Genomic DNA, 19,035 nt, shown 5'->3' on the forward strand with positions numbered 1-19,035 from the left:
GCTGACCCAACGGCACACCGTCCATGGCCCGTCGCAAGGAGGCGTCGGCAGGAACCCCTGCCACCACGGCGCTGACCCGCGCCGGCGTCGACTTCAGCGTCCACCCCTACGAGCACGACCCCGCTGCACCCTCCTACGGGCTCGAGGCCGCCACGGCCCTCGGTGTCCCGGCCGAGCAGGTCTTCAAGACCCTGCTCGTCGAGGGCGAGCGGGGTCTTGCCGTCGGCGTCGTGCCGGTCAGCTCATCGCTCGACCTCAAGGCTGTCGCCGTCGCGCTGGGCGTGAAGAAGGTGGCGATGGCCAGGCCCGAGGACGCCGAGCGGGCCACCGGCTACGTCGTGGGCGGCATCTCGCCCGTCGGGCAGAGGCGCTCGCTGCAGACGGTCGTCGACGAGTCGGCGCTGGGGCTCGAGCGCGTCTACGTCAGCGGCGGACGCCGCGGACTGGACCTCTCACTCTCCCCCGCCGACCTGCTGCGGGTGACCGGCGCGGTCACGGCCGTGATCTCCCGCTAGCTACTCCCAGGGCGTCGAGAGCACCACCGTCGTGCGGGTCGCCACGTTGGCGGTGGCCCGCACCCGGGCGAGCAACTCCTCGAGGTCGGCCGGCGTACGCACACGCGCCTTGAGGATGTAGTTCTCGTCGCCGGCCACCGAGTGGCACGCCTCGAGCTCCTGCAGGTCGCGCAGGCGGTCCGGGATGTCGTCCGGGGCCGACGGGTCGAGCGGCGTGATCGAGATGAACGCGGTCAGCGGGAGGTCGAGCGCGGTGTGGTCGACGACGGCCTCGTAGCCCTTGATCACGCCCCGCTCCTCGAGGCGCCGGACCCGCTGGTGGACCGCGGACGTCGACATCCCCATCGCCTTGCCGAGGTCGGTGTAGCTCATCCGCCCGTCCTGGCGGAGGAGCTCGACGATGCGGCGGTCCTGGTCTTCCACGCTGCCACCCTACTGAGGCGCGCCGCCCCGGGGTGGGAGCATGGGCCCATGACCGACGGCCGCCTGATGCTCTTGGATTCCGCCAGCCTGTACTTCCGCGCCTTCTTCGGCGTGCCGGACCAGCGCAGGGACAAGGCTGGGCCCCCGACCAACGCCGTGCGCGGGTTCCTCGACATGGTCGCGTCCCTCGTCACCACCTACCAGCCGACGCACCTCGTCGCGTGCTGGGACAACGACTGGCGGCCGAAGTTCCGCGTCGACGCCATCCCCACGTACAAGGCGCACCGGCTCGCGGACGGCTCTCTCGAGGAGGAGCAGGTCCCGGAGGACCTCTCGCCGCAGGTGCCGGTGATCCGCGACGCGCTGCAGGCCGTCGGCATCGCGCGGGTCGGTGCGGACGGCTACGAGGCCGACGACGTGATCGGCACCCTCGTCCACCGCCACCGCGGGGGCATGCCCGTCGACGTCGTCACCGGCGACCGCGACCTCTTCCAGCTCGTCGACGACGCCCACGGCGTGCGGGTCGTCTACACGGCGCGCGGCGGGGTGCGCGACCCCGACCTCGTCGACGAGGCGTTCCTGGCGGCGAAGTATGCCGTGGCCTCCGGGAGCGCCTACGCCGACATGGCCGCCCTCCGCGGCGACACCAGCGACGGCCTGCCGGGAGTCGCCGGCATCGGCGAGAAGACGGCGGCCATGCTGATCGAGCGCTACGGCGACCTCGCCGCCCTCCGCGCGGCCGTGGAGGGCGGCGACCCCGCGATCAAGGGCGCCCAGCGGGCCCGGCTCGAGGCAGCGCTGCCGTACCTTGAGGTGGCCCCCCTCGTCGTCAGGGTCGCCCACGACGCGCCCGTGCCCGAGCACGACGGCGCCCTGCCGACCCAGGTCGGCGACCCGGACCTCCTGGGACGGCTCGCCGAGGACTACGGCCTGACCAGCTCGTTCACGCGCGTGCTGACCGCGCTCGACATCATCTGAGGCCTGCGCCAGCCCGAGGGCGCGCCCTCAGTCGAGGCGGTCGGCAGCCACCACGCCGCGCATGACCGCGTCGGTCGCCTTGCGGGCGGTGGCGCGCAGCGCAGGCTCCGGCGCGGCGTCACCGATCTGGTCGAGCAGGTCGACAACCTGCTTGCACCGCCGCACGAAGTCACCTGCAGCCATGTCCTGTCCGCGCAGCACGGCCTCGAGGCGCTGGCCACTGGCCCAGCGGTGCATCATCCACGCCATCCCTGCGTCGGGGTCGCCGGTCAGCGGGAGCCCGAGGTCCCTCTCCCGGTCCTCGAGGTCGCCCCACAGCCGCACCATCGCCCCGACGGCCTCGGCGACGGCGTCGGTGGGGAGCACCGGGTTCGGGTCGACCTCGTCGCGGCGCGGCTCGTGCACCAGCGTGGAGACCACGGCGGCCAGCTCAGCCGGGTCGAGCCGCTTCCACAGGCCGAGCCGCAGGCACTCCGCCGCCAGCAGGTCCTTCTCCGTGTACAGCCGGCGCAGGTGCTCGCCCTGCGGGGTGACGCTGTCCCCCTGGGGGGACAGGTAGCCCATCTCCGAGAGCAGCGTGCAGATGCGGTCGAACGTCTTGGCCACCGAGTTGGTGCGGCCCTCGACCTTGCGCTGCAGACCGACGGTCTCCCGCTTGAGCCGCCACCAGCGCTCCGCCCAGCGGGCGTGCTCCTCCCGGTCGGGGCACTGGTGGCACGGGTGCGCCTTCATCCGGCGTCGCAGCTCGGCGACGCGGCCCTCGTCCCCCTCCGCGGCCTCGCGGGCCTGCTTGCGGGGCGGCGGCTCGTGGGGCACAGCGATCCGCAGCGTCGTCGCCAGGTCGCGCCGCGCCTTGGGGCTCTTCGCGTTGAAGTGCGAGGGCACCTTCACCCGGGTGAGCGCCTCGACCGGCACCGGCACGTCGACGAGGGTGAGCTTGCGGATCTGCTTGTCCTCGGTGAGCACCGTGGGCGACGCCGGCTCGCCCCGGTAGGACCGGCTGGGCTGCACCACCACGGCGTACCCGGCACGGCGGCCCGCGGGGATGCGGATGACGTCGCCGATCCGCAGGGCCTCCAGGCTCAGGGCTGCCTCGGCGCGCTTGCTCGCGGCGCGGGCCTTGGCCCCCTCCTTCTCGACCTGCCTGATCTGGTTGCGCAGCGCGGCATACTCGCTGAAGTCGCCGAGGTGGCACCCCATGGCCTCGGCGTAACCCTCCAGCCCCTCCTCGTTGCGCCGCACGGCTCGCGCGAGGCCCACCACGGCGCGGTCGGCCTGGAACTGCGCGAACGACGTCTCGAGGATCTCGCGGGCCACCTCCCGGCCGACCTGCGCGACGAGGTTGACCGCCATGTTGTAGGTGGGCCGGAAGCTGGAGCGCAGTGGGTAGGTGCGCGTCGAGGCAAGGCCGGCGAGGGCCAGCACGTCCATCCCGCGGTTCCACAGCACGACGGCGTGGCCCTCGACGTCGATGCCCCGCCTGCCGGCGCGTCCGGTGAGCTGGGTGTACTCGGCCGGCGTCACGTCGGCGTGCGTCTCGCCGTTGAACTTCACGAGCTTCTCGAGCACCACGGTGCGCGCGGGCATGTTGATGCCGAGCGCCAGGGTCTCGGTGGCGAAGACGGCCTTGATCCGCCCGGCGGTGAACAGCTCCTCGACGACCTCGCGGAAGGTCGGCAGCATGCCGGCGTGGTGCGCCGCGAAGCCCCGCGTCAGCCCCTCGACGAAGTCCCAGTAGCCCAGCACGGCCAGGTCCTCGTCGAGCAGGCCCTGCACGCGCTCCTCGACCAGGCGCCGGATCCGCTCCCCCTCCTTCTCGGGAATCAGGCGCATCCCGTCGAGCAGCAGCTGGCGCACTGCGGCGTCGCAGCCGACCCGGCTGAAGATGAAGGTGATGGCGGGCAGCAGGCCCTCGCGGTCGAGCCGGGCCACGACCTCGGCACGGGTGGCCCCGCCACCGGGCCGCCCGCCGCCACGGGGTCCTCCCCCGGCGGGCACGGCTCCCCTGGCCATCCCGCGGCCGCCGGGACCACCGCCGGGACCCCGGGGCGCCCGCCCCCGCGACCCGCCGGACCGCCCGCGGCCTCCGCCTGCGCCACCGAACCCCCGGTCGTCGAACCGTCCCCGCTGCTCGACGTGGCGCACGGCCGCCAGCAGGTCCGGGTTGACGCGGGTCGCGTCCAGGGAGGCGGTGGGCGCCGACGTCTCGTCGACGAAGAGGTCGTGCATGGTCTGCCCGATCATGACGTGCTGCCACAGCGGCACCGGCCGGTGCTCGGACACGATCACCTCGTGGTTGCCGCGCACCTCCGCCAGCCAGTCGCCGAACTCCTCGGCGTTGCTGACGGTGGCCGACAGCGAGACCACCTGGACGTCCTCGGGCAGGTGGATGATGACCTCCTCCCAGACGGCGCCGCGGAAGCGGTCGGCGAGGTAGTGCACCTCGTCCATGACCACGAAGCCGAGGCCGCGCAGGGTCGCGGACCCGGCATACATCATGTTGCGCAGCACCTCGGTGGTCATGACGACCACGGGAGCCTCGCCGTTGACCGAGGAGTCGCCCGTCAGCAGGCCGACCTTGGCGGCTCCGTGGACGCGCACGAGGTCGTTGTACTTCTGGTTCGACAGCGCCTTGATGGGCGTCGTGTAGAACGCCTTGCGCCCGGTGGCCAGCGCCAGGTGCACCGCGAACTCGCCGACGATCGTCTTGCCGGCGCCGGTGGGGGCGGCGACGAGCACGCCCCTGCCCTCCTCCACCGCCTCGCAGGCCTTCAGCTGGAAGTCGTCGAGGGGGAAGTCGAGGCCGGAGAGGAAGGCACCGAGGTGGCTGCGCTCCCGCTGGCCCCGCCTCGCTGCGGCGGCGTAGCGCTCGGCAGGGGTGGACATGCCGTCAGGCTATGCCAGCGCCGGTCCCCTCACCCACGCGCCACGGCCGGCACCATGACCGTGAGCGCCGCGGGCACGACCTCCAGGGTCAACGGCAGCGGGGCGAACCGCTCCCCGTCCGCGTAGGCCATGATCCCCTCGGCCTCGAGGGTGACCTCGCGGCCACGCAGCACCTCCACGGCCGGGTGCCGGACGTGCGTGCCCTTGAAGACGGTCGGGAACACCTTGAGGAACTCGAGGGTGCTGATGTCGTGGAGCACCATGACGTCGAGGAGTCCGTCGTCGAAGGAGGCGTCCGGGCAGACCCGCATGCCGCCCCCGTAGGAGGGCCCGTTCCCGACGGTCACCAGCATCGCGGCGGTCTCGTGGCGCACCCCGTCGACGGTCACGGCATACGGTATCGCCCGGAAGCCGGGCAGCTCGCGGGCAATGGCCAGGTTGTAGCGCATCCGGCCCTTGGGCCACGGCCACGTGTTGGCGCGCTCGTTGACCAGCGAGTCGAAGCCGGCGCCGAGCACGCCGGCGTACCACCGCACGTCGCCGCGCGAGTCGACGTGGCGCACCACGTCGATCTGGCGCGGTATGCCGGTGCCGACGACGTCGGTCGCGGTGATGGGGTCGTGCACGGGCAGCCCCAGCCCCCGCGCGACGTCGTTGCCGGTGCCGGCCGCGATGATGGCCAGCGGCGTCTTGGTGTCGGCGCACAGGTTGACGCCGAGGTGGACCATGCCGTCGCCCCCCACGACAGCCAGCACGTCGATGCCCTGGGCGATGGCGCCGATGGCCCGGTCGCGGGCCGCCGCCGCCGTCTCGTCGGAGAGGTCGAGCACCTCGTGGCCCCGGGCCCGCAGGCGGTGGGCCACCTCGAGGCCGAGGGTTCCCCCACGGTTCTTGCCCGAGGTGGGGTTGACCACCAGGCCGATGCGCTTGCCCACGGACGCGAACGCTACAGCGTCGAGGCCTGGTCGTCGGGAAGCTCGGCCCACTCGGGCTTGGCCTTCTCGCGCCGGCGGTCGATGAGGAAGGCGACGCCGATGGCCGCGAAGTAGAGCACCGTCAGCGGGGCGGCCAGCAGGAACATCGTGAACGGGTCGGGCGTCGGCGTGGCCACTGCCGCGAAGACGAAGATGACGAACACGGCGGGGCGCCAGGTGCGCAGCATCCCGCGCGCGGAGATGACGTGCGCGACGTTAAGGGCGACGAGGAAGACCGGCAGCAGGAAGGCGAGGCCGAACACCACGATGAACCGGGTGACGAAGCCGAAGTAGTCGGACGTCTGCTGGATGTTGGAGGCGCCCTCGGGGGTGAAGCCGTAGAGCAGGGTCAGGGCCTTGGGCATCGTCACGTAGGCCATCCAGCAGCCCGCGAGGAACAGCGGGACGATGGCCGCGACGAAGGCCAGCGAGACCCGCTTCTCCTTCCTCGTCAGGCCCGGGACGATGAAGGCCCACAGCTGGTAGAGCCACACCGGGCTCGACAGCAGCAGGCCGACGAAGATGGAGATGCTGACCTGCTGCGAGAACGCCGCGGTGGCGTTGCTGAAGTTCAGGCTCACCAGCTCGTTGCCGCTGGCCTCCTTGTAGGCGTAGAACGGCGAGGCGAGCTGCTGGTAGACCTCGTCGTAGTAGATCCAGCCCACCACGGCTCCGGCCACGAGGGCGAGCGCGGAGATGAACAGCCGCCGGCGCAGCTCGCGCAGATGGTCTCCCAGTGACATCCGCCCCTCGGGGTTGCGGGGACGGCGGAACGCTGCCATGTGGGTGCTGTCGGTGCCTGCGGGGTGGGCGGTCAGGAGATGGGGCCGGACGTGCCCGTGCCGGTGGAGCCGGTGGACCCTGGGGTGGTGGTCCCGGGGCTGGTGTGGCCCGGGGTGGTGCCCGCACTGCCGGGCTGGTTGTCCGTGCGCGGGGCGTCCTCGCGGACGGTCTCCCCGCGCACGGTGTCGGAGCTGGCGGCGGACTTGCCGTCGTTCTTCATCTCCGACACCTCGGACTTGAAGATACGCATCGAGCGGCCCAGGCTGCGGGCGGCATCGGGTAGCTTCTTCCAGCCAAAGAGCAGGACGACGACGACCGCGATGATGATGAGCTCGGTGGGACCGAGGTTGGGCATGTCAGGCGCCTTTCGATGGCGGTGGGGCTAACGGCTGTCAGTCTACGTCGCGGGCCCAGAGCGGGAGCCGCTCCGCCCGGCGGGCCGTGCGCTGGGCGCGAAGCTCGGCCCGGGTCGTGGCCCTGTGGTGGCGCAGGTCGCGGGGGTCCTGGAACACGGCCAGCGGAACGGGCGGCGTGGGCTCCCCCAGCCGCTCGACCTGCGCCTCGAGGGCGGCGAGGGTCGAGCTGGCCCGCTCGGTCTCGGCGGCGAGCTCCTTGACCTGGCCCCACAGGCCCCACAGGCGCGCGACGAGGTACACCCCGGCGATCACCACCAGGAGCGTCCAGATCAGCACCCACCACCACACGGGCGACGACCCTACCCGCCGTCGCCTGCGGTGGGCACCTCGGTGCCCTCCCGGTATGCCGCGAGCGCGGCTTCCGCTCCGTGGCGCACCTCCTCGGCGACCCCGGGCGGGGAGAGGACGACACCGCGACCGCCGAGGCGCCACAGCAGCCGGCGCAGCCAGGCGGTGTCGCTCGTGCGCAGGCCGACCGTCTGCGAGCCGTCGTCGTGCGCCTCCACGGACTCGACCGGGTAGTAGTCGCTCACCCAGGTGGCCCCGGGCAGCAGGCGCAGGCTGACGAGCAGGTCGTCGGGCCGGGCGCTGAACGTGCCGGCGTCGAGGTCGCGCAGCTGGGCCTGCTCCGGGGGCGTGCCGTCCGCATCGAGCACCTCGAGGCGCTCGATGCGGTCCATGCGGAACAGCCGGGTGTCCTGGGCGCGGTGACACCAGCCCTCGAGGTACCAGTGGGCGTCGAGGTTGACGACGCGCATGGGGTCGACGTCGCGCTCGGTGGCCTCGTCGCGGCTGGGCACGAGGTAGCGCAGGTGCACGCGGCGGCGCTGCTCGAGCGCGCGCCGGGCGTCGGCGAGCAGCTCGGCGGCAACGCCCTCGTCGATGGCCACGTCGACCCGCGCGGCGGCCTCCGCGCTGGCCCCGGTGGCCTGCTCGAGCTTGGCCAGGGCTCGCTCGATCGCGTCACGCTCGCCGATGCCGGGCACCGCGGCGAGCGCGCGCAGCCCCACCATCAGCGTGAGCGCCTCGTCGACGCCGAGCCGCAGCGGCCGGGCGATGGTGTCGGCGTTGGAGACGAAGACCCGCCCGCCCTCCCACTGGGCGTCGATGAGCTCGTCGGGCATCTGTCCGTAGCCACACATGAAGAGCAGCTGCAGGTCGTCCTCGAGCTGGCGCTCGGTGACGCCGAGCCCCGCGGCCGCCTCGGCGAGGTCGATGCCCTGCCGGTTGACCAGCCACGGCACCATCGTCAGCAGCCGGGAGAGCCTGTCGGTGGCAGACTCTGCGGTGCGCCTCGTGCCCGGTCCCCCGCTCACGCGTCCTCCCCCACGAGCGCGCTGGTGTGCGCTGCGCCGGCCGGCAGGTGGGCCCGGGCCGCGCCGGTGAGGCGTCGCACCACCGCCTCGCGGACCTCGGCAGGCTCGATGACGACCACGTCGGGTCCGTAACCGGTGACCTCGTCGGCGAACGCCTCGGCGTCGGTGAGCTCGACCTCCAGCTCCCACCAGCCGTCCCCGGCGTCGGTGGCGGCGGTGGCGCGCCGCCGCAGCGACAGGCCGCGGCCGTCGCGCACCCGCAGACGCGCCTGCTGCGGGCGCTGCTCGCCCACGGTGGTGCGGATCATGTCCCGCGGCCGGTGCTCCGCCGGCACCTCGAAGGCGTTCGCCGGGCCCTTGACCCGCACGGTGCCGCTGATGCGCGAGAGCCGGAAGACGCGCGGGGCGTCGCGGTCGAGGTCGTGCCCGGTGAGGTACCAGCGCCCGTGCCAGGAGGCCAGGCCCCAGGGCTGCACGTGCCGCTGGCGCGTCTGCCCCTCGCCACCGGTGCGGTAGTCGAACTCGACCTGTCGCCGCCTCACCACGGCGTTCTTGACGTCGTCGAAGGCGGGCTCGGTCGTGCGCAGCCGCGGCTCGATGCCGATGAGCGACTCGCTGTCGCGCTCGATGCCGGAGGCCTTGAGCTTGCGCAGGGCCTGGGCGGCCGGCCCGGCCAGCGACGCGTGCGCCCACGTGCGGCTCGCCAGGCCGAGGACGGCCAGCTCGTCCGGCTCGAAGGAGATCTCCGGCAGCGCGTACTCGCGCTGGTCGATCCGGTAGCCGGTCTCGTCCTCCCAGATCGTGCTCGTCTCCTCGGTGACGAGCGGGATGCCGAGCTCGCGCAGCTCGTCCTTGTCGCGCTCGAACATCCGGTCGAAGGCCTCGTCGGAGGCGGCGGCGCCGTACTGCGGCACCATCGTGCGGATCGTGGACTTCGTCAGGGGCCTGCGGGTGTAGAGCAAGCAGAGGACGAGGTTGAGGAGCCGCTCCGTCTTGGCGGCAGGTCCTCCGGGGGCACTCACCCGCCCGACGCTACCCGACGGCGGGGCGGGCAGCGTGGATAGTCTGCCCGTCGTGATGCAGTGGCGCGCCGGGACGGTCGAACGCGAGCTCCAGCGGTGGTCCGGGGCGGCGGTGTATGCCGTGCGCCTCGAGGGGGCGGCGGGCGCCTCCGGCCCGGTCAAGGCGTTGGCCTACACGGCCATGGTCGGCGACCCTCACCCGGGTGACCGGGTGCTGCTCAACGCGTCTGCGCTGCTGCGAGGCCTGGGCACCGGCGGGCTCGCCTTCGTCGTCGCGGTGCCCGACCGCCTGCCCGCCGATCCCCGCCCCGGTCCCGGTCACATCGTCAAGGCGCGCTACACGCCCCAGCAGCAGATGTTCCTCGCCGTCGACGAGCAGGAGAGCCCCCACCACGGGGTCCTCGAGCACGCCGACGACCTCGGGGGCGTGCCGGTGGTGGTCGCCGACCTGCACTCCGCCCTGCCGGCCGTCGTGGCCGGCGTGCGCGCCGACGAGCCGGGCGCCCGCGTCGTCTACGTCATGACCGACGGCGGCGCCCTGCCGGCGGCGTTCTCCCGCACGGTCTCCACCCTGCGTGCCGCGCACTGGCTGGCCGGCACCATCACGGTCGGCCAGGCCTTCGGCGGCGACCACGAGGCGGTCACGGTGCACAGCGGCCTGCTCGCCGCCGTCCACGTCCTGCGCGCCGACGTCGTCGTCGTCGCCCAGGGCCCGGGCAACGTGGGCACCGGAACCACCTGGGGCTACTCCGGCGTGGCCGCCGGCGAGGCCCTCAACGCCGCCCACGTGCTCGGCGGTCGCCCGGTCGCCTCCCTGCGCGTCTCGGAAGGCGACGCGCGCCCGCGCCACCGCGGCGTCTCGCACCACAGCCGTACGGCATACGGACGCGTGGCACTCGTGCCCGCGACGGTGCCGGTGCCGGCCCTCGACGGGGAGATCGGCGACCTCGTGCGGGACCAGGTGCGCGAGCTCTGTGAGGACAGCGGCGGCCGGCTCAGTGCGGTGGAGGTCGCTGTGGACGGCCTCGACGCGGCGCTGCGGGCTGCACCGACGCGCCTGTCGACCATGGGGCGGGGCCTGGACGAGGACCGCGCCGCGTTCGTTGCCGCGGCCGCGGCCGGCCGGTACGCCGTGCAGGCGGCTCCCTCGCAGACGCACTGAGCCGCCCCGCGCGTGGCGGGGCGGCCCAGGGTGGAGCAGGGAGGGGTCGGCTCAGGCCACGTCGACCAGGTCGACCACGAAGACCAGCGTCTCGCCGGGCTTGATCACGTTGCCCGCGCCGCGGTCGCCGTAGGCCAGGTCAGCGGGGATGGTCAGTCGGCGGCGGCCGCCGACGCGCATGCCGACGATGCCCTCGTCCCACCCGCGGATGACCTGGCCGACGCCGAGCCGGAACTCCAGCGGGGCGCCGCGGTTCCAGGAGGCGTCGAACTCCTCGCCGGTCGAGTGGGCGACGCCGACGTAGTGCGCCTTGATGGTGTCGCCGGCACCGGCCTCGGCGCCGTCACCCTCCTTGAGGTCCTCGACGACGAGCTGGCTGGGGGCCTCGTCGCCCGGGAAGTCGATCTCCGGCTTGGTGGTGTTGGGGTCGAAGCCCATGGGGTTCCTCTCGGTGGTGGGGTTGCTCAGGGGGATGGCGGCGGCCGGTCAGTAGGCCGCGAGGATGTCGACCACGAAAACCAGCGTGTCGGTGCCGCTGATCTTGGGGGGCGAGCCGGCGGCGCCGTAGCCGTCCTTGGGCGGCACGACCAGAAGCACGCGGCTGCCGACCGGCTTTCCGACGAGCTGGGTGTCCCAGGCCGTGATGACCTGCTTCTGCCCGATGACCGTCTCGAAGTAGCCGTCGGGGCTGTTGGCGCTGCTGTCGAAGTTCTTGCCGTCCTTCCACAGCGCGCCCGTGTAGCTGACGCGGATGGTCTGGCCGGCCTCGACCTTCTTGCCCTCGCCCTCGATGAGCACCTGGGAGACGGTGTCCTTCGGCGGCTCCTGGCCCTTCGGGATCGTGATGGTGGCCGGCTTGCCCTCCTCGACCTTGGCGGTCGGCAGGTCCTTGGGCGGGTTCACAGCCTTGCCCTTGGCGCTCTTGAGCGGGGTCGTGGCCGAGACGACGTCGAACAGGAAGACCACCGTGTCGTCCTTGGCGACCTTGATGTCGGCGTTGCCCTGCTCGCCGAAGGCGTCCTTGGGCGGCATCGCGACCAGCAGGCGGGAGCCGACCTTCTGGTTGGTCACGCCCTTCTTGATGCCGGGGAGCAGGTTCTCGTCGCCGAGGTTGAGGCCCAGGTTCTGCTTGCCGAAGTTCGTGTCGAGCTGGCTGCCGTCCTTGCCGTTGAGCAGGACGTACTTCAGGCTCACGATCTCGGAGCCGTTGACGACGGGGCCGTCGCCCTCCTTCAGGACCCGCGTCTGGGTCTCGGTCACCGACAGCGGCTTGGGCTTTACCTCGACCTTGGGTGCCTCGCTCGCGCTGCCGCCCGAGACCGTGGTCTGGTCGAGAGCGGTGGGCTTGGCCTCGCCCTTGCCGTCACCACAGGCGCTGAGGCCGCCGACGGCAACGACCGCCGCGAGGGCGGCGGTGGACAGGGTGCGGGTACGTCGTTTCAGCACGAGGGATCTTTCGGTGGACGATGGAGCACGGGAACGTCCACCATAACTGCTGCGGCGCGACGGGGGTTCCGACGGTCTAGCCGCCCATGCCCTCGATGAGGCGGTCCACCCGGGCGTCCACAGCGGCGAACGGGTCCTTGCAGAGCACCGTGCGCTGCGCCTGGTCGTTGAGCTTCAGGTGCACCCAGTCGACCGTGAAGTCGCGCCGGTGCTCCTGCGCCGCCCGGATGAAGTCGCCGCGCAGCTTCGCGCGAGTGGTCTGCGGTGGCCGGGTCTTGGCCTCGAAGACCTCGGGGTCGGTGCAGACCCGCGCAGCCCGGCCATGCTTCTGCAGCAGGTAGAACAGGCCCCGCCGGCGGTTGATGTCGTGGTAGGCGAGGTCGAGCTGGGCGATGCGGGGGTGTTCCAGCGGCAGGCCGTGCTTCTCGGCGTAGCTGGTGATGAGGCGGTGCTTGATGACCCAGTCGATCTCGGTGTCGACCATCGACAGGTTGCCGGTCTCGACGGCGGTGAGCGTGCGCTCCCACAGGTCGAGGACCTGCTTGTGGATCGGGTCCTCGAGACCCTCCCGGTCGGCGAACGCCTGGGCCCGTTCGAGGTACTCCCCCTGGATCTGCAGGGCGGACAGCTCGCGTCCGTTGTGCAGGCGCACCGTCTTGCGGCCGGTCATGTCGTGGCTCATCTCGCGAATGGCCCGGATCGGGTTCTCCAAGGTGAGGTCGCGCATGACCACGCCGGCCTCGATCATGCGCAGGACCAGGTCGCACGAGCCGACCTTGAGCATGGTCGTCGTCTCGCTCATGTTGGAGTCGCCCACGATGACGTGCAGCCGCCGGTAGCGCTCGGCGTCGGCGTGCGGCTCGTCACGGGTGTTGATGATGGGGCGCGAGCGGGTGGTCGCCGAGGAGACGCCCTCCCAGATGTGGTCCGCCCGCTGGCTGACGCAGTAGGTGGCGCCCTTGGACGTCGTGACGACCTTGCCGGCGCCGCACGTGATCTGCCGGCTGACGAGGAACGGGATGAGCACGTCCGAGAGCTGCTGGAACTCACCGGCGCGCCCCACCAGGTAGTTCTCGTGGCAGCCGTAGGAGTTGCCGGCCGAGTCGGTGTTGTTCTTGAAGACGTAGATCTCGCCCTGCACCCCCTCCTCGACCAGTCGCTCCTGGGCGTCGGCGACCAGCCCCTCGAGGATGCGTTCCCCGGCCTTGTCGTGGATCACGAGCTGGCGGACGTGGTCGCACTCCGGGGTCGCGTACTCCGGGTGCGACCCGACGTCGAGGTAGAGCCGTGAGCCGTTGGAGAGGAAGACGTTGGACGAGCGGCCCCACGAGACGACCTTCCGGAACAGGTACCGCGCAACCTCGTCGGGCGTGAGCCGGCGCTGCCCGTCGAAGGTGCAGGTGATGCCGTACTCGTTCTCGATACCGAAGATCCGGCGCTCCATGAAGCCACTCTAGGCCGGTGAGCCCCGCGGAGGTGTGGTACGAGGCAGGTCCCGGCATCTGAGAGCATGTCGCCCATGCGTGATGTCGCTGTCTCCCCCGAGCAGCAGGCGGCGCCCCCCTCCTCCCCCGGCGGGGTCGGCGACGTGACCCGGCACACCCAGTCGATCCTCGAGCGGGCCCAGGCCTACGCCGATGCGATGCGGCAGGAGTCCGACCGGGTGCTGGCGGACGCCCGGTCCGTGGCCGAGGCGCTCCGCAGCGACGCCCAGCGCCTGCACGACGAGGCTGCCCGCCTCCACGCCGACGCCGAGCACGCTCACGTGAGGGCCGCCGCGACCCTGGCCGAGGCCCGAGCCGACGCCGAGAGCCTGCTCGGCGACGCCGCCGAGCAGGCCGCCCTCCTGACCGAGCGCGCCACCCGCACGAGCGAGGACGCCGTCGCGACGGCCCGGGACGAGGCCGACCGCCTCCGCAGTGCTGCCGAGGCCCAGGCAGCCGAGCTGGCGGAGGCAGCCCGCGCCGACCACGACGCGGCCCTTGCCACCGCCCGGGAGCTGGCCGCCGCGCGAGACGCCGAGCACGGCCGCCGTCTCGAGGCCCTCGAGGCCGAGGAGGCCCGCCGCCTCGACGCTGCGGACGCCGAGGCGGAACGGGTGGTCCGCGAGGCGGCAGCAGCGGCGACGTCCCTGCGAGAGGGGGCCGAGCAGGAGCGCGCCCGGTCGCTGGCCCTGGCGGAGCAGGTCTCGCAGGAGGCGGCGGCGGGGGCCGAGGTGACCCGGGACCACGCGGCCAAGCACGCCGCATCGGTGGTGGACGCGGCGCAGGCGGAGGCCCAGCGGCTCCTCGCCGAGGCCGCCGGCCAGCTCGACTGGGCTTCGGCGACCGTGGCGCGCATCGTCGCCGAGGCGGAGTCCGAAGCGGCGCGCAAGCGCACGGAGCTGCACCGTGAGCTCACGGCACGGGCCCGCGCCCGGCGCCAGGCGATCCAGAGTGCCCTCGCCCGGGCGGCGCACCGGGCCCGCACCGGGCTCGAGGTCGCCAGGGCCGAGTCGGATCGCCTGCGCGCCCAGGCGGAGGCGGTGCTGGTCTCCGCCGAGACCGCTGCCGAGCGCACGGTGCGACAGGCCCAGGAGGAGGCCGACCGCGTCCTCGCCGGCGCCCGCGAGCAGGAGCAGGCGGCTGCCCAGCGGGCCGGCCGCCGGCTGGAGGAGGCCGAGCGGGGCGCCCGACTGGTGCGCCAGCGCACCGCGGACGAGGTCGAGCGCCTGCAGCGTGAGGCCCACGCCACCAGCCAGGCGGCCCGCGCGGAGCTGATGCGCGTCACCGACGAGGCCCGCGCCGACGCCGACCGCGTCCGGGTCGAAGCACGGGCGATGCTCGAGCGGGCCCGGGCCGAGGTCGCCGTCCTCGCTGCGCGCCGCGAGGACATCACCCAGCAGCTCGGGCACCTGTCGGGGGTCATCGAGGCCCTCGCGGTGCCCTCCGACAACCCGACCGCAACCACGATTCATCCCACCGCCACTTCCCAGGAGAGCACGGACCCACGATGAGCCAGACCCCCACCTTCCGCACCGTCCTGCGCGGCTACGACCCCGCCGAGGTCGACAAGCGCCACAACGAGCTCTCGAGCGCGCTCGTGGGGGCCCGCCAGGAGGCCGCCGACCGCACCATCGAGGCCAGCCAGCTGCAGCAGGCCAATGGCAGGCTGCGGGAGGAGCTCGCGGCCCAGGCCGAACGCCTCAGCGCCCTCGAGGACGAGCACCGCAGAGCCGCCGCTCCGACCTACGCCGACCTCGGCGAACGGATCGGCACGATCCTCGCGCTGGCCGACGAGGAGGCCGAGGAGATGCGCCGGGCGGCCACGGCCGAGGCCGAGACGCTGCGGGGCACCGCCACCATCGAGGCCAACGAGACGCGCACGGCGGCTGACCGCTACGCCGAGGAGGTGCGCACCAAGGCCGACGCCGAGGCGAAGCTGGTCGTCGAGAAGGCGCGTCGGGAGGCCGACGCCATCCTCGACGACGCCGACCGCGAAGCCTCCGCGCGACGCGAGGAGGGCGAGGCCTTCTACGAGAGCCAGCGCGCCCGGGCAGCCGCAGCCGCCGCGGACTTCGAGTCCACCCTGGGCCAGCGCCGGGAGACGGCCGCCCAGGAGTTCGCCGCGCAGATGGCCCAGCAGGAGCAGGCGCTCAGCGACGCCCAGCAGCGCGCCCAGAGCCTCTCCGCGGAGTCCGAGCAGGCGCTCAGGCAGGCGCGCGCCGAGGCCAAGGCCCTGGTGACCGCGGCCCGCGAGGAGGCCGAGGGGTACGTCGTCGCCGCACGGGAGCAGGCCGAGCGCATCCGCCGTGACTCCGAGCGCGAGCTCGCCGCGGCCACCGCGCGCCGCGACAGCATCACCGCCCAGCTGAGCAACGTCCGGCAGATGCTCTCGACCCTCGGCGGGGCGTCGATGGCCGAGTCCCTCGTGGGCGAGGTCCCGGCCGAGCCCTCTGCCCCCGGCGACGAGCCGCAGGCCGAGGTCCCGGCTCCCGGCGACGAGGCACAGGCCGAGGTCCCGGCGTCCGCCGACGAGGCGCAGGGCGCCGACGAGCCGAAGAAGGGCGAGGAGCAGCAGCAGAAGGGGAAGGCCACCGCGCAGAAGCAGGGTGTGGGCGCCCGGCGCTGAGCCCTGCGCCGAGAGCGAAACCCCTCGACAGTCGCTCCCGGGCGCTGGTTCGGTGTCCGGCATGGACATCCTGGTGCTCGGTGGGACGGCCTGGCTCGGCCGGGAGGTCGCCACGGCCGCGATGGAACGAGGCCATGCGGTGACGGCCCTGGCTCGCGGAGAGTCAGGGCCGTCACCGCAGGGGTCGGCCTTCGTTCGGGCGGACCGCACCCGACCCGGTGCCTACGAGGAGGTCGCCGACCGGGACTGGGACGCGGTGGTCGACCTGGCCCGCCAGCCGGGGCAGGTGCGCGCAGCCCTGTCCGCGCTGTCCCCCCGGACCGGCACCTGGGTCCTGGTCTCCTCGTGCTCGGTCTACGCCGCGCACGACACCCCCGGGGCCGACGAGTCGGCTGCCCTGCTTCCCGCCCTCGACGCCGCGGAGGCCACCGCCGAGACCTACGGCGAGGGCAAGGTCGCCTGCGAGCAGGCCGTGCTGCAGGCGCGTGGCGTGGACGGCGCGCTGGTCGCCCGGTCCGGACTCATCGGCGGCCCGGGCGACCACACCGACCGCACCGGCTACTGGCCGCTGCGCTTCGCCCACCCCGCCACCGACGACGGCGCGGTGCTGGTGCCCGACTCGCCGGCGCTCAGGACCCAGCTCATCGACGTGCGCGACCTGGCGGCCTGGCTCGTCGAGTCCGCGGAGCACCGCACTGCGGGCGTGATGAACGTGGCGGGACCGGTTCTTCCCCTCGAGCAGCACCTGGCCACCGCTCGGTCGGTGACGGGCCACGACGGCCCGGCGGTGGCGGCGGACCCCGGGTGGCTCGCGGCCCGGGGCGTCCAGGAGTGGGCCGGCCAGCGCTCGCTGCCCCTGTGGGTCAACACGCCCGGTTGGGAGGCCTTCATGGACCGGGACACCAGTCGCGCCCGAGCTGCCGGGCTCGTCACGCGTCCTCTCGAGGACACGATGCGCGACACCCTGGCCTGGGAGCTCCAGGCGGGTCCGGGTCGCGTCCGCAAGGCAGGCCTCTCCCCCGCCGACGAGCGGGAGCTACTCGCTGCCGTGCGGGCGAGCGGCCCCGGCTAGGGCGCGACGGGCGGTGGCCCCGAAGGCTCAGGAGTCCTGTGCGTCCGGGCGCTGCGTCTGGGGGTTGGTCGAGGCGTCGCGCGGGGTCTCCCCCGTGAGGATGTCGTGGTGACCCGGTGTGGCGTCGTCGACGGTGGGGGCGTCCTGGACCTTGCTGTCGTGGTTGAGCAGGTTGCTCAGCAGCCCACCTCCGATCCGCCGGAACGTGCGGCGCGGCCGCTCCCGGTCGAGCACCGCCACCTCGAGCTGCGAGGGCGACAGGGTGCGGTCGGGTCCGCCGGCCGGGTCCTTGCCGAGCAGCTCCACCGCGAGGGTGAGCGCCGCCCCGAGGCTCATCCCCGGCCTCCAGCGCTCCTTGAGCGCACCCTCGATGACGTCACCGGCCCCGCCCATCGCCACGAAGCCGTGCTCGTCGGCGACGGACCCGTCGTAGGTCAGTCGGTAGATCTGGTCGTCGTCGGGGCCGTGGCCGACCTCGGCCACGACGATCTCGACCTCGTAGGGCTTGGACTCCTGGGTGAACACCGTGCCGAGCGTCTGCGCGTAGGCGTTGGCGAGCCCGCGCGCCGTGACGTCGATCCGGTCGTAGGAGTAGCCGCGCAGGTCGGCGTACCGCACACCGGCGACCCGCAGGTTCTCGAACTCGTTGTACTTGCCGACCGCCGCGAAGGCGATGCGGTCGTAGATCTCGGAGACCTTGTGCAGGGCCCGGGAGGGGTTCTCGGCGACGAACAGGATGCCCCGGTCGTAACCGAGCACGACCACCGATCGGCCGCGGGCGATGCCCTTGCGCGCGTAGTCGGCCCGGTCCTTCATCAGCTGCTCGGGCGAGACGTAGAACGGCATGCTCGTCATCGCGCACCTCCCGGGTTGCCGTCGCGTCGGGCCAGGACCCGCTCGACGACCCCGCGAAGGTCGTCGTCGGGGAGGAACCGCACGCCCGCCTCGTCGACGACCGCGAGGGTGGGCCAGATGCGGCGGCTGAGGTCCGGTCCACCGGTGGCCGAGTCGTCGTCGGCGGCGTCGTAGATGGCCTCGACGGCAACGTCGACCGCCTCGTCGACGCCCAACCGGGGACGCCACAGCTTCTTCAGGGCACCGCGGGCGAAGAGGGAGCCCGAACCGACGCTGTGGTGGTCCTTCTCCTCGTAGCAGCCGCCGGTGACGTCGTAGGAGAAGATCCGGCCCCCGGGGCGCTCGAGGTCGTAGCCCGCGAAGAGCGGCACGACCGACAGGCCCTGCATGGCCATGCCGAGGTTGGCGCGGATCATCGAGGCCAGCCGGTTGGCCTTGCCCTCGAGCGACATGAGCGCGCCCTCGATCTTCTCGTAGTGCTCGAGCTCGACCTGGAAGAGCCTCACGAGCTCGATGGCGATCCCCGCCGTGCCCGCGATGCCGACGGCCGAGTACTCGTCGGCGGCGAAGACCTTCTCCATGTCTCGGTTGGCGATGATGTTGCCCATGGTCGCGCGGCGGTCTCCGGCCATGACCACGCCCCCGGCGAAGGTCGCCGCGACGATGGTCGTGCCGTGCGGGGCCTCGAAGCTTCCGGTGGGCAGCGGTCGTCGCGAGGGAAGAAGGTGCGGGGCGTGCGCGCCCACGAACTCGGTGAAGGAGGAGGAGCCTGCGGCGAGGTATGCCGCCGGGAGCCTCCCGGCGTCGGGTCCGAGGCTCACTGGCCGCCCTTCTGGACGAACCCGCGCACGAACTCCTCGGCGTTGGACTCCAGGACGCCGTCGATCTCGTCGAGCACGCTGTCGATGTCGCTGTCGAGGTTCTCCTTGCGAGCGCTGGCCTCCGGCGATGCCGGGGTGGGCTCGGGCGCCTCGTCGGGCGCGTCGTCGCGCCGCTGCGGCCGGCTCTGCTCCTGGCTTGGCATCTCGTGACCTCCGCTCTCAGCCCCGCCCGCCCTCACGTGCGGGGGCGTGTGTG

At 73.0% G+C, this 19,035-nt stretch carries 20 protein-coding genes; 6 read left to right on the top strand and 14 right to left on the bottom strand.

Going from position 1 to position 19,035, the window contains the following annotated elements; all coding sequences use genetic code 11:
* Window positions 1–23: 23 nt before the first annotated feature.
* Complete coding sequence (gene ybaK / locus P2F65_RS11610; RefSeq protein ID WP_275807572.1) at window positions 24–515, top strand: Cys-tRNA(Pro) deacylase; 492 nt, start codon at window positions 24–26, stop codon at window positions 513–515.
* Here ybaK and P2F65_RS11615 read toward each other — a convergent pair whose 3' ends face one another.
* Window positions 516–938, bottom strand: coding sequence for an Lrp/AsnC family transcriptional regulator (locus P2F65_RS11615; RefSeq protein ID WP_275807575.1), 423 nt, complete (start codon window positions 936–938; stop codon window positions 516–518).
* Between the two features lie 48 nt (window positions 939–986).
* Here P2F65_RS11615 and P2F65_RS11620 point away from each other — a divergent pair, with 48 nt between their 5' ends.
* A complete protein-coding gene (locus P2F65_RS11620) occupies window positions 987–1,916 on the top strand; it encodes a 5'-3' exonuclease (protein WP_275807577.1) in 930 nt (309 codons plus the stop codon).
* A 27-nt stretch (window positions 1,917–1,943) separates the two neighbouring features.
* Here P2F65_RS11620 and P2F65_RS11625 read toward each other — a convergent pair whose 3' ends face one another.
* From P2F65_RS11625 to P2F65_RS11655, 7 genes are read right to left on the bottom strand one after another with little or no spacing between them, the layout of a single operon-like run.
* Window positions 1,944–4,802, bottom strand: coding sequence for a DEAD/DEAH box helicase (locus tag P2F65_RS11625; RefSeq protein WP_275807581.1), 2,859 nt, complete (start codon window positions 4,800–4,802; stop codon window positions 1,944–1,946).
* Between the two features lie 29 nt (window positions 4,803–4,831).
* A complete protein-coding gene (locus tag P2F65_RS11630; protein WP_275807585.1) occupies window positions 4,832–5,737 on the bottom strand; it encodes a YegS/Rv2252/BmrU family lipid kinase in 906 nt (301 codons plus the stop codon).
* Between the two features lie 11 nt (window positions 5,738–5,748).
* Window positions 5,749–6,558, bottom strand: coding sequence for a twin-arginine translocase subunit TatC (tatC, locus tag P2F65_RS11635; RefSeq protein ID WP_275807589.1), 810 nt, complete (start codon window positions 6,556–6,558; stop codon window positions 5,749–5,751).
* A gap of 32 nt (window positions 6,559–6,590) precedes the next feature.
* Window positions 6,591–6,914, bottom strand: coding sequence for a Sec-independent protein translocase subunit TatA (gene tatA, locus P2F65_RS11640; protein WP_275807592.1), 324 nt, complete (start codon window positions 6,912–6,914; stop codon window positions 6,591–6,593).
* Between the two features lie 37 nt (window positions 6,915–6,951).
* Window positions 6,952–7,263, bottom strand: a complete 312-nt coding sequence (locus tag P2F65_RS11645) for a hypothetical protein (RefSeq protein WP_275807594.1) — start codon at window positions 7,261–7,263, stop codon at window positions 6,952–6,954.
* 11 nt (window positions 7,264–7,274) lie between these two features.
* Complete coding sequence (locus tag P2F65_RS11650; protein WP_275807597.1) at window positions 7,275–8,291, bottom strand: WYL domain-containing protein; 1,017 nt, start codon at window positions 8,289–8,291, stop codon at window positions 7,275–7,277.
* Window positions 8,288–9,313, bottom strand: coding sequence for a WYL domain-containing protein (locus P2F65_RS11655; protein ID WP_275807600.1), 1,026 nt, complete (start codon window positions 9,311–9,313; stop codon window positions 8,288–8,290). Before P2F65_RS11655 ends, P2F65_RS11650 begins: the two co-directional genes overlap by 4 nt.
* Before the next feature lie 52 nt (window positions 9,314–9,365).
* Here P2F65_RS11655 and P2F65_RS11660 point away from each other — a divergent pair, with 52 nt between their 5' ends.
* The gene (locus P2F65_RS11660) at window positions 9,366–10,475 is read left to right on the top strand and encodes a DUF3866 family protein (protein ID WP_275807603.1); all 1,110 of its coding nucleotides are present in this window, start codon (window positions 9,366–9,368) and stop codon (window positions 10,473–10,475) included.
* Window positions 10,476–10,526: 51 nt separating this feature from the next.
* Here P2F65_RS11660 and P2F65_RS11665 read toward each other — a convergent pair whose 3' ends face one another.
* The 3 genes from P2F65_RS11665 to pafA all read right to left on the bottom strand — a co-directional run bounded on the left by P2F65_RS11665 (window position 10,527) and on the right by pafA (window position 13,365).
* Window positions 10,527–10,913: an FKBP-type peptidyl-prolyl cis-trans isomerase gene (locus P2F65_RS11665; RefSeq protein WP_275807606.1), complete on the bottom strand. Its 387-nt coding sequence runs from the start codon at window positions 10,911–10,913 to the stop codon at window positions 10,527–10,529.
* Between the two features lie 48 nt (window positions 10,914–10,961).
* On the bottom strand, window positions 10,962–11,921 hold the full coding sequence (locus P2F65_RS11670; RefSeq protein ID WP_275807609.1) for an FKBP-type peptidyl-prolyl cis-trans isomerase: 960 nt from the start codon (window positions 11,919–11,921) through the stop codon (window positions 10,962–10,964).
* A gap of 76 nt (window positions 11,922–11,997) precedes the next feature.
* Window positions 11,998–13,365 carry a Pup--protein ligase gene (pafA, locus tag P2F65_RS11675; RefSeq protein ID WP_275807612.1) on the bottom strand — a complete coding sequence of 456 codons (1,368 nt, stop codon included), beginning with the start codon at window positions 13,363–13,365 and terminating at the stop codon, window positions 11,998–12,000.
* Window positions 13,366–13,440: 75 nt separating this feature from the next.
* On the opposite strand from pafA, the gene P2F65_RS11680 reads away from it, so the two are divergent.
* The 3 genes from P2F65_RS11680 (at window position 13,441) to P2F65_RS11690 (ending at window position 17,103) form a co-directional block, all read left to right on the top strand.
* Window positions 13,441–14,916: a hypothetical protein gene (locus P2F65_RS11680; RefSeq protein WP_275807615.1), complete on the top strand. Its 1,476-nt coding sequence runs from the start codon at window positions 13,441–13,443 to the stop codon at window positions 14,914–14,916.
* Window positions 14,913–16,031, top strand: a complete 1,119-nt coding sequence (locus tag P2F65_RS11685) for a hypothetical protein (protein ID WP_275807618.1) — start codon at window positions 14,913–14,915, stop codon at window positions 16,029–16,031. Before P2F65_RS11680 ends, P2F65_RS11685 begins: the two co-directional genes overlap by 4 nt.
* A 61-nt stretch (window positions 16,032–16,092) precedes the next feature.
* A complete protein-coding gene (locus tag P2F65_RS11690; RefSeq protein ID WP_275807621.1) occupies window positions 16,093–17,103 on the top strand; it encodes an NAD-dependent epimerase/dehydratase family protein in 1,011 nt (336 codons plus the stop codon).
* Between the two features lie 27 nt (window positions 17,104–17,130).
* On the opposite strand, the gene prcA is transcribed toward P2F65_RS11690, so the two are convergent.
* Genes prcA through P2F65_RS11705 form a run of 3 tightly spaced genes read right to left on the bottom strand, consistent with a single transcriptional unit; the run spans window position 17,131 to window position 18,982 of the window.
* A complete protein-coding gene (gene prcA / locus P2F65_RS11695; protein ID WP_275807624.1) occupies window positions 17,131–17,958 on the bottom strand; it encodes a proteasome subunit alpha in 828 nt (275 codons plus the stop codon).
* Complete coding sequence (prcB, locus tag P2F65_RS11700) at window positions 17,955–18,779, bottom strand: proteasome subunit beta (protein WP_275807627.1); 825 nt, start codon at window positions 18,777–18,779, stop codon at window positions 17,955–17,957. Before prcB ends, prcA begins: the two co-directional genes overlap by 4 nt.
* Complete coding sequence (locus P2F65_RS11705) at window positions 18,776–18,982, bottom strand: ubiquitin-like protein Pup (protein ID WP_091760181.1); 207 nt, start codon at window positions 18,980–18,982, stop codon at window positions 18,776–18,778. The genes prcB and P2F65_RS11705 overlap by 4 nt, the downstream gene beginning before the upstream one ends.
* Window positions 18,983–19,035 lie beyond the last annotated feature (53 nt).

Origin of the sequence: Knoellia sp. p5-6-4, from assembly GCF_029222705.1 — a bacterium.
Taxonomy (GTDB): Bacteria; Actinomycetota; Actinomycetes; order Actinomycetales; family Dermatophilaceae; genus Pedococcus_A.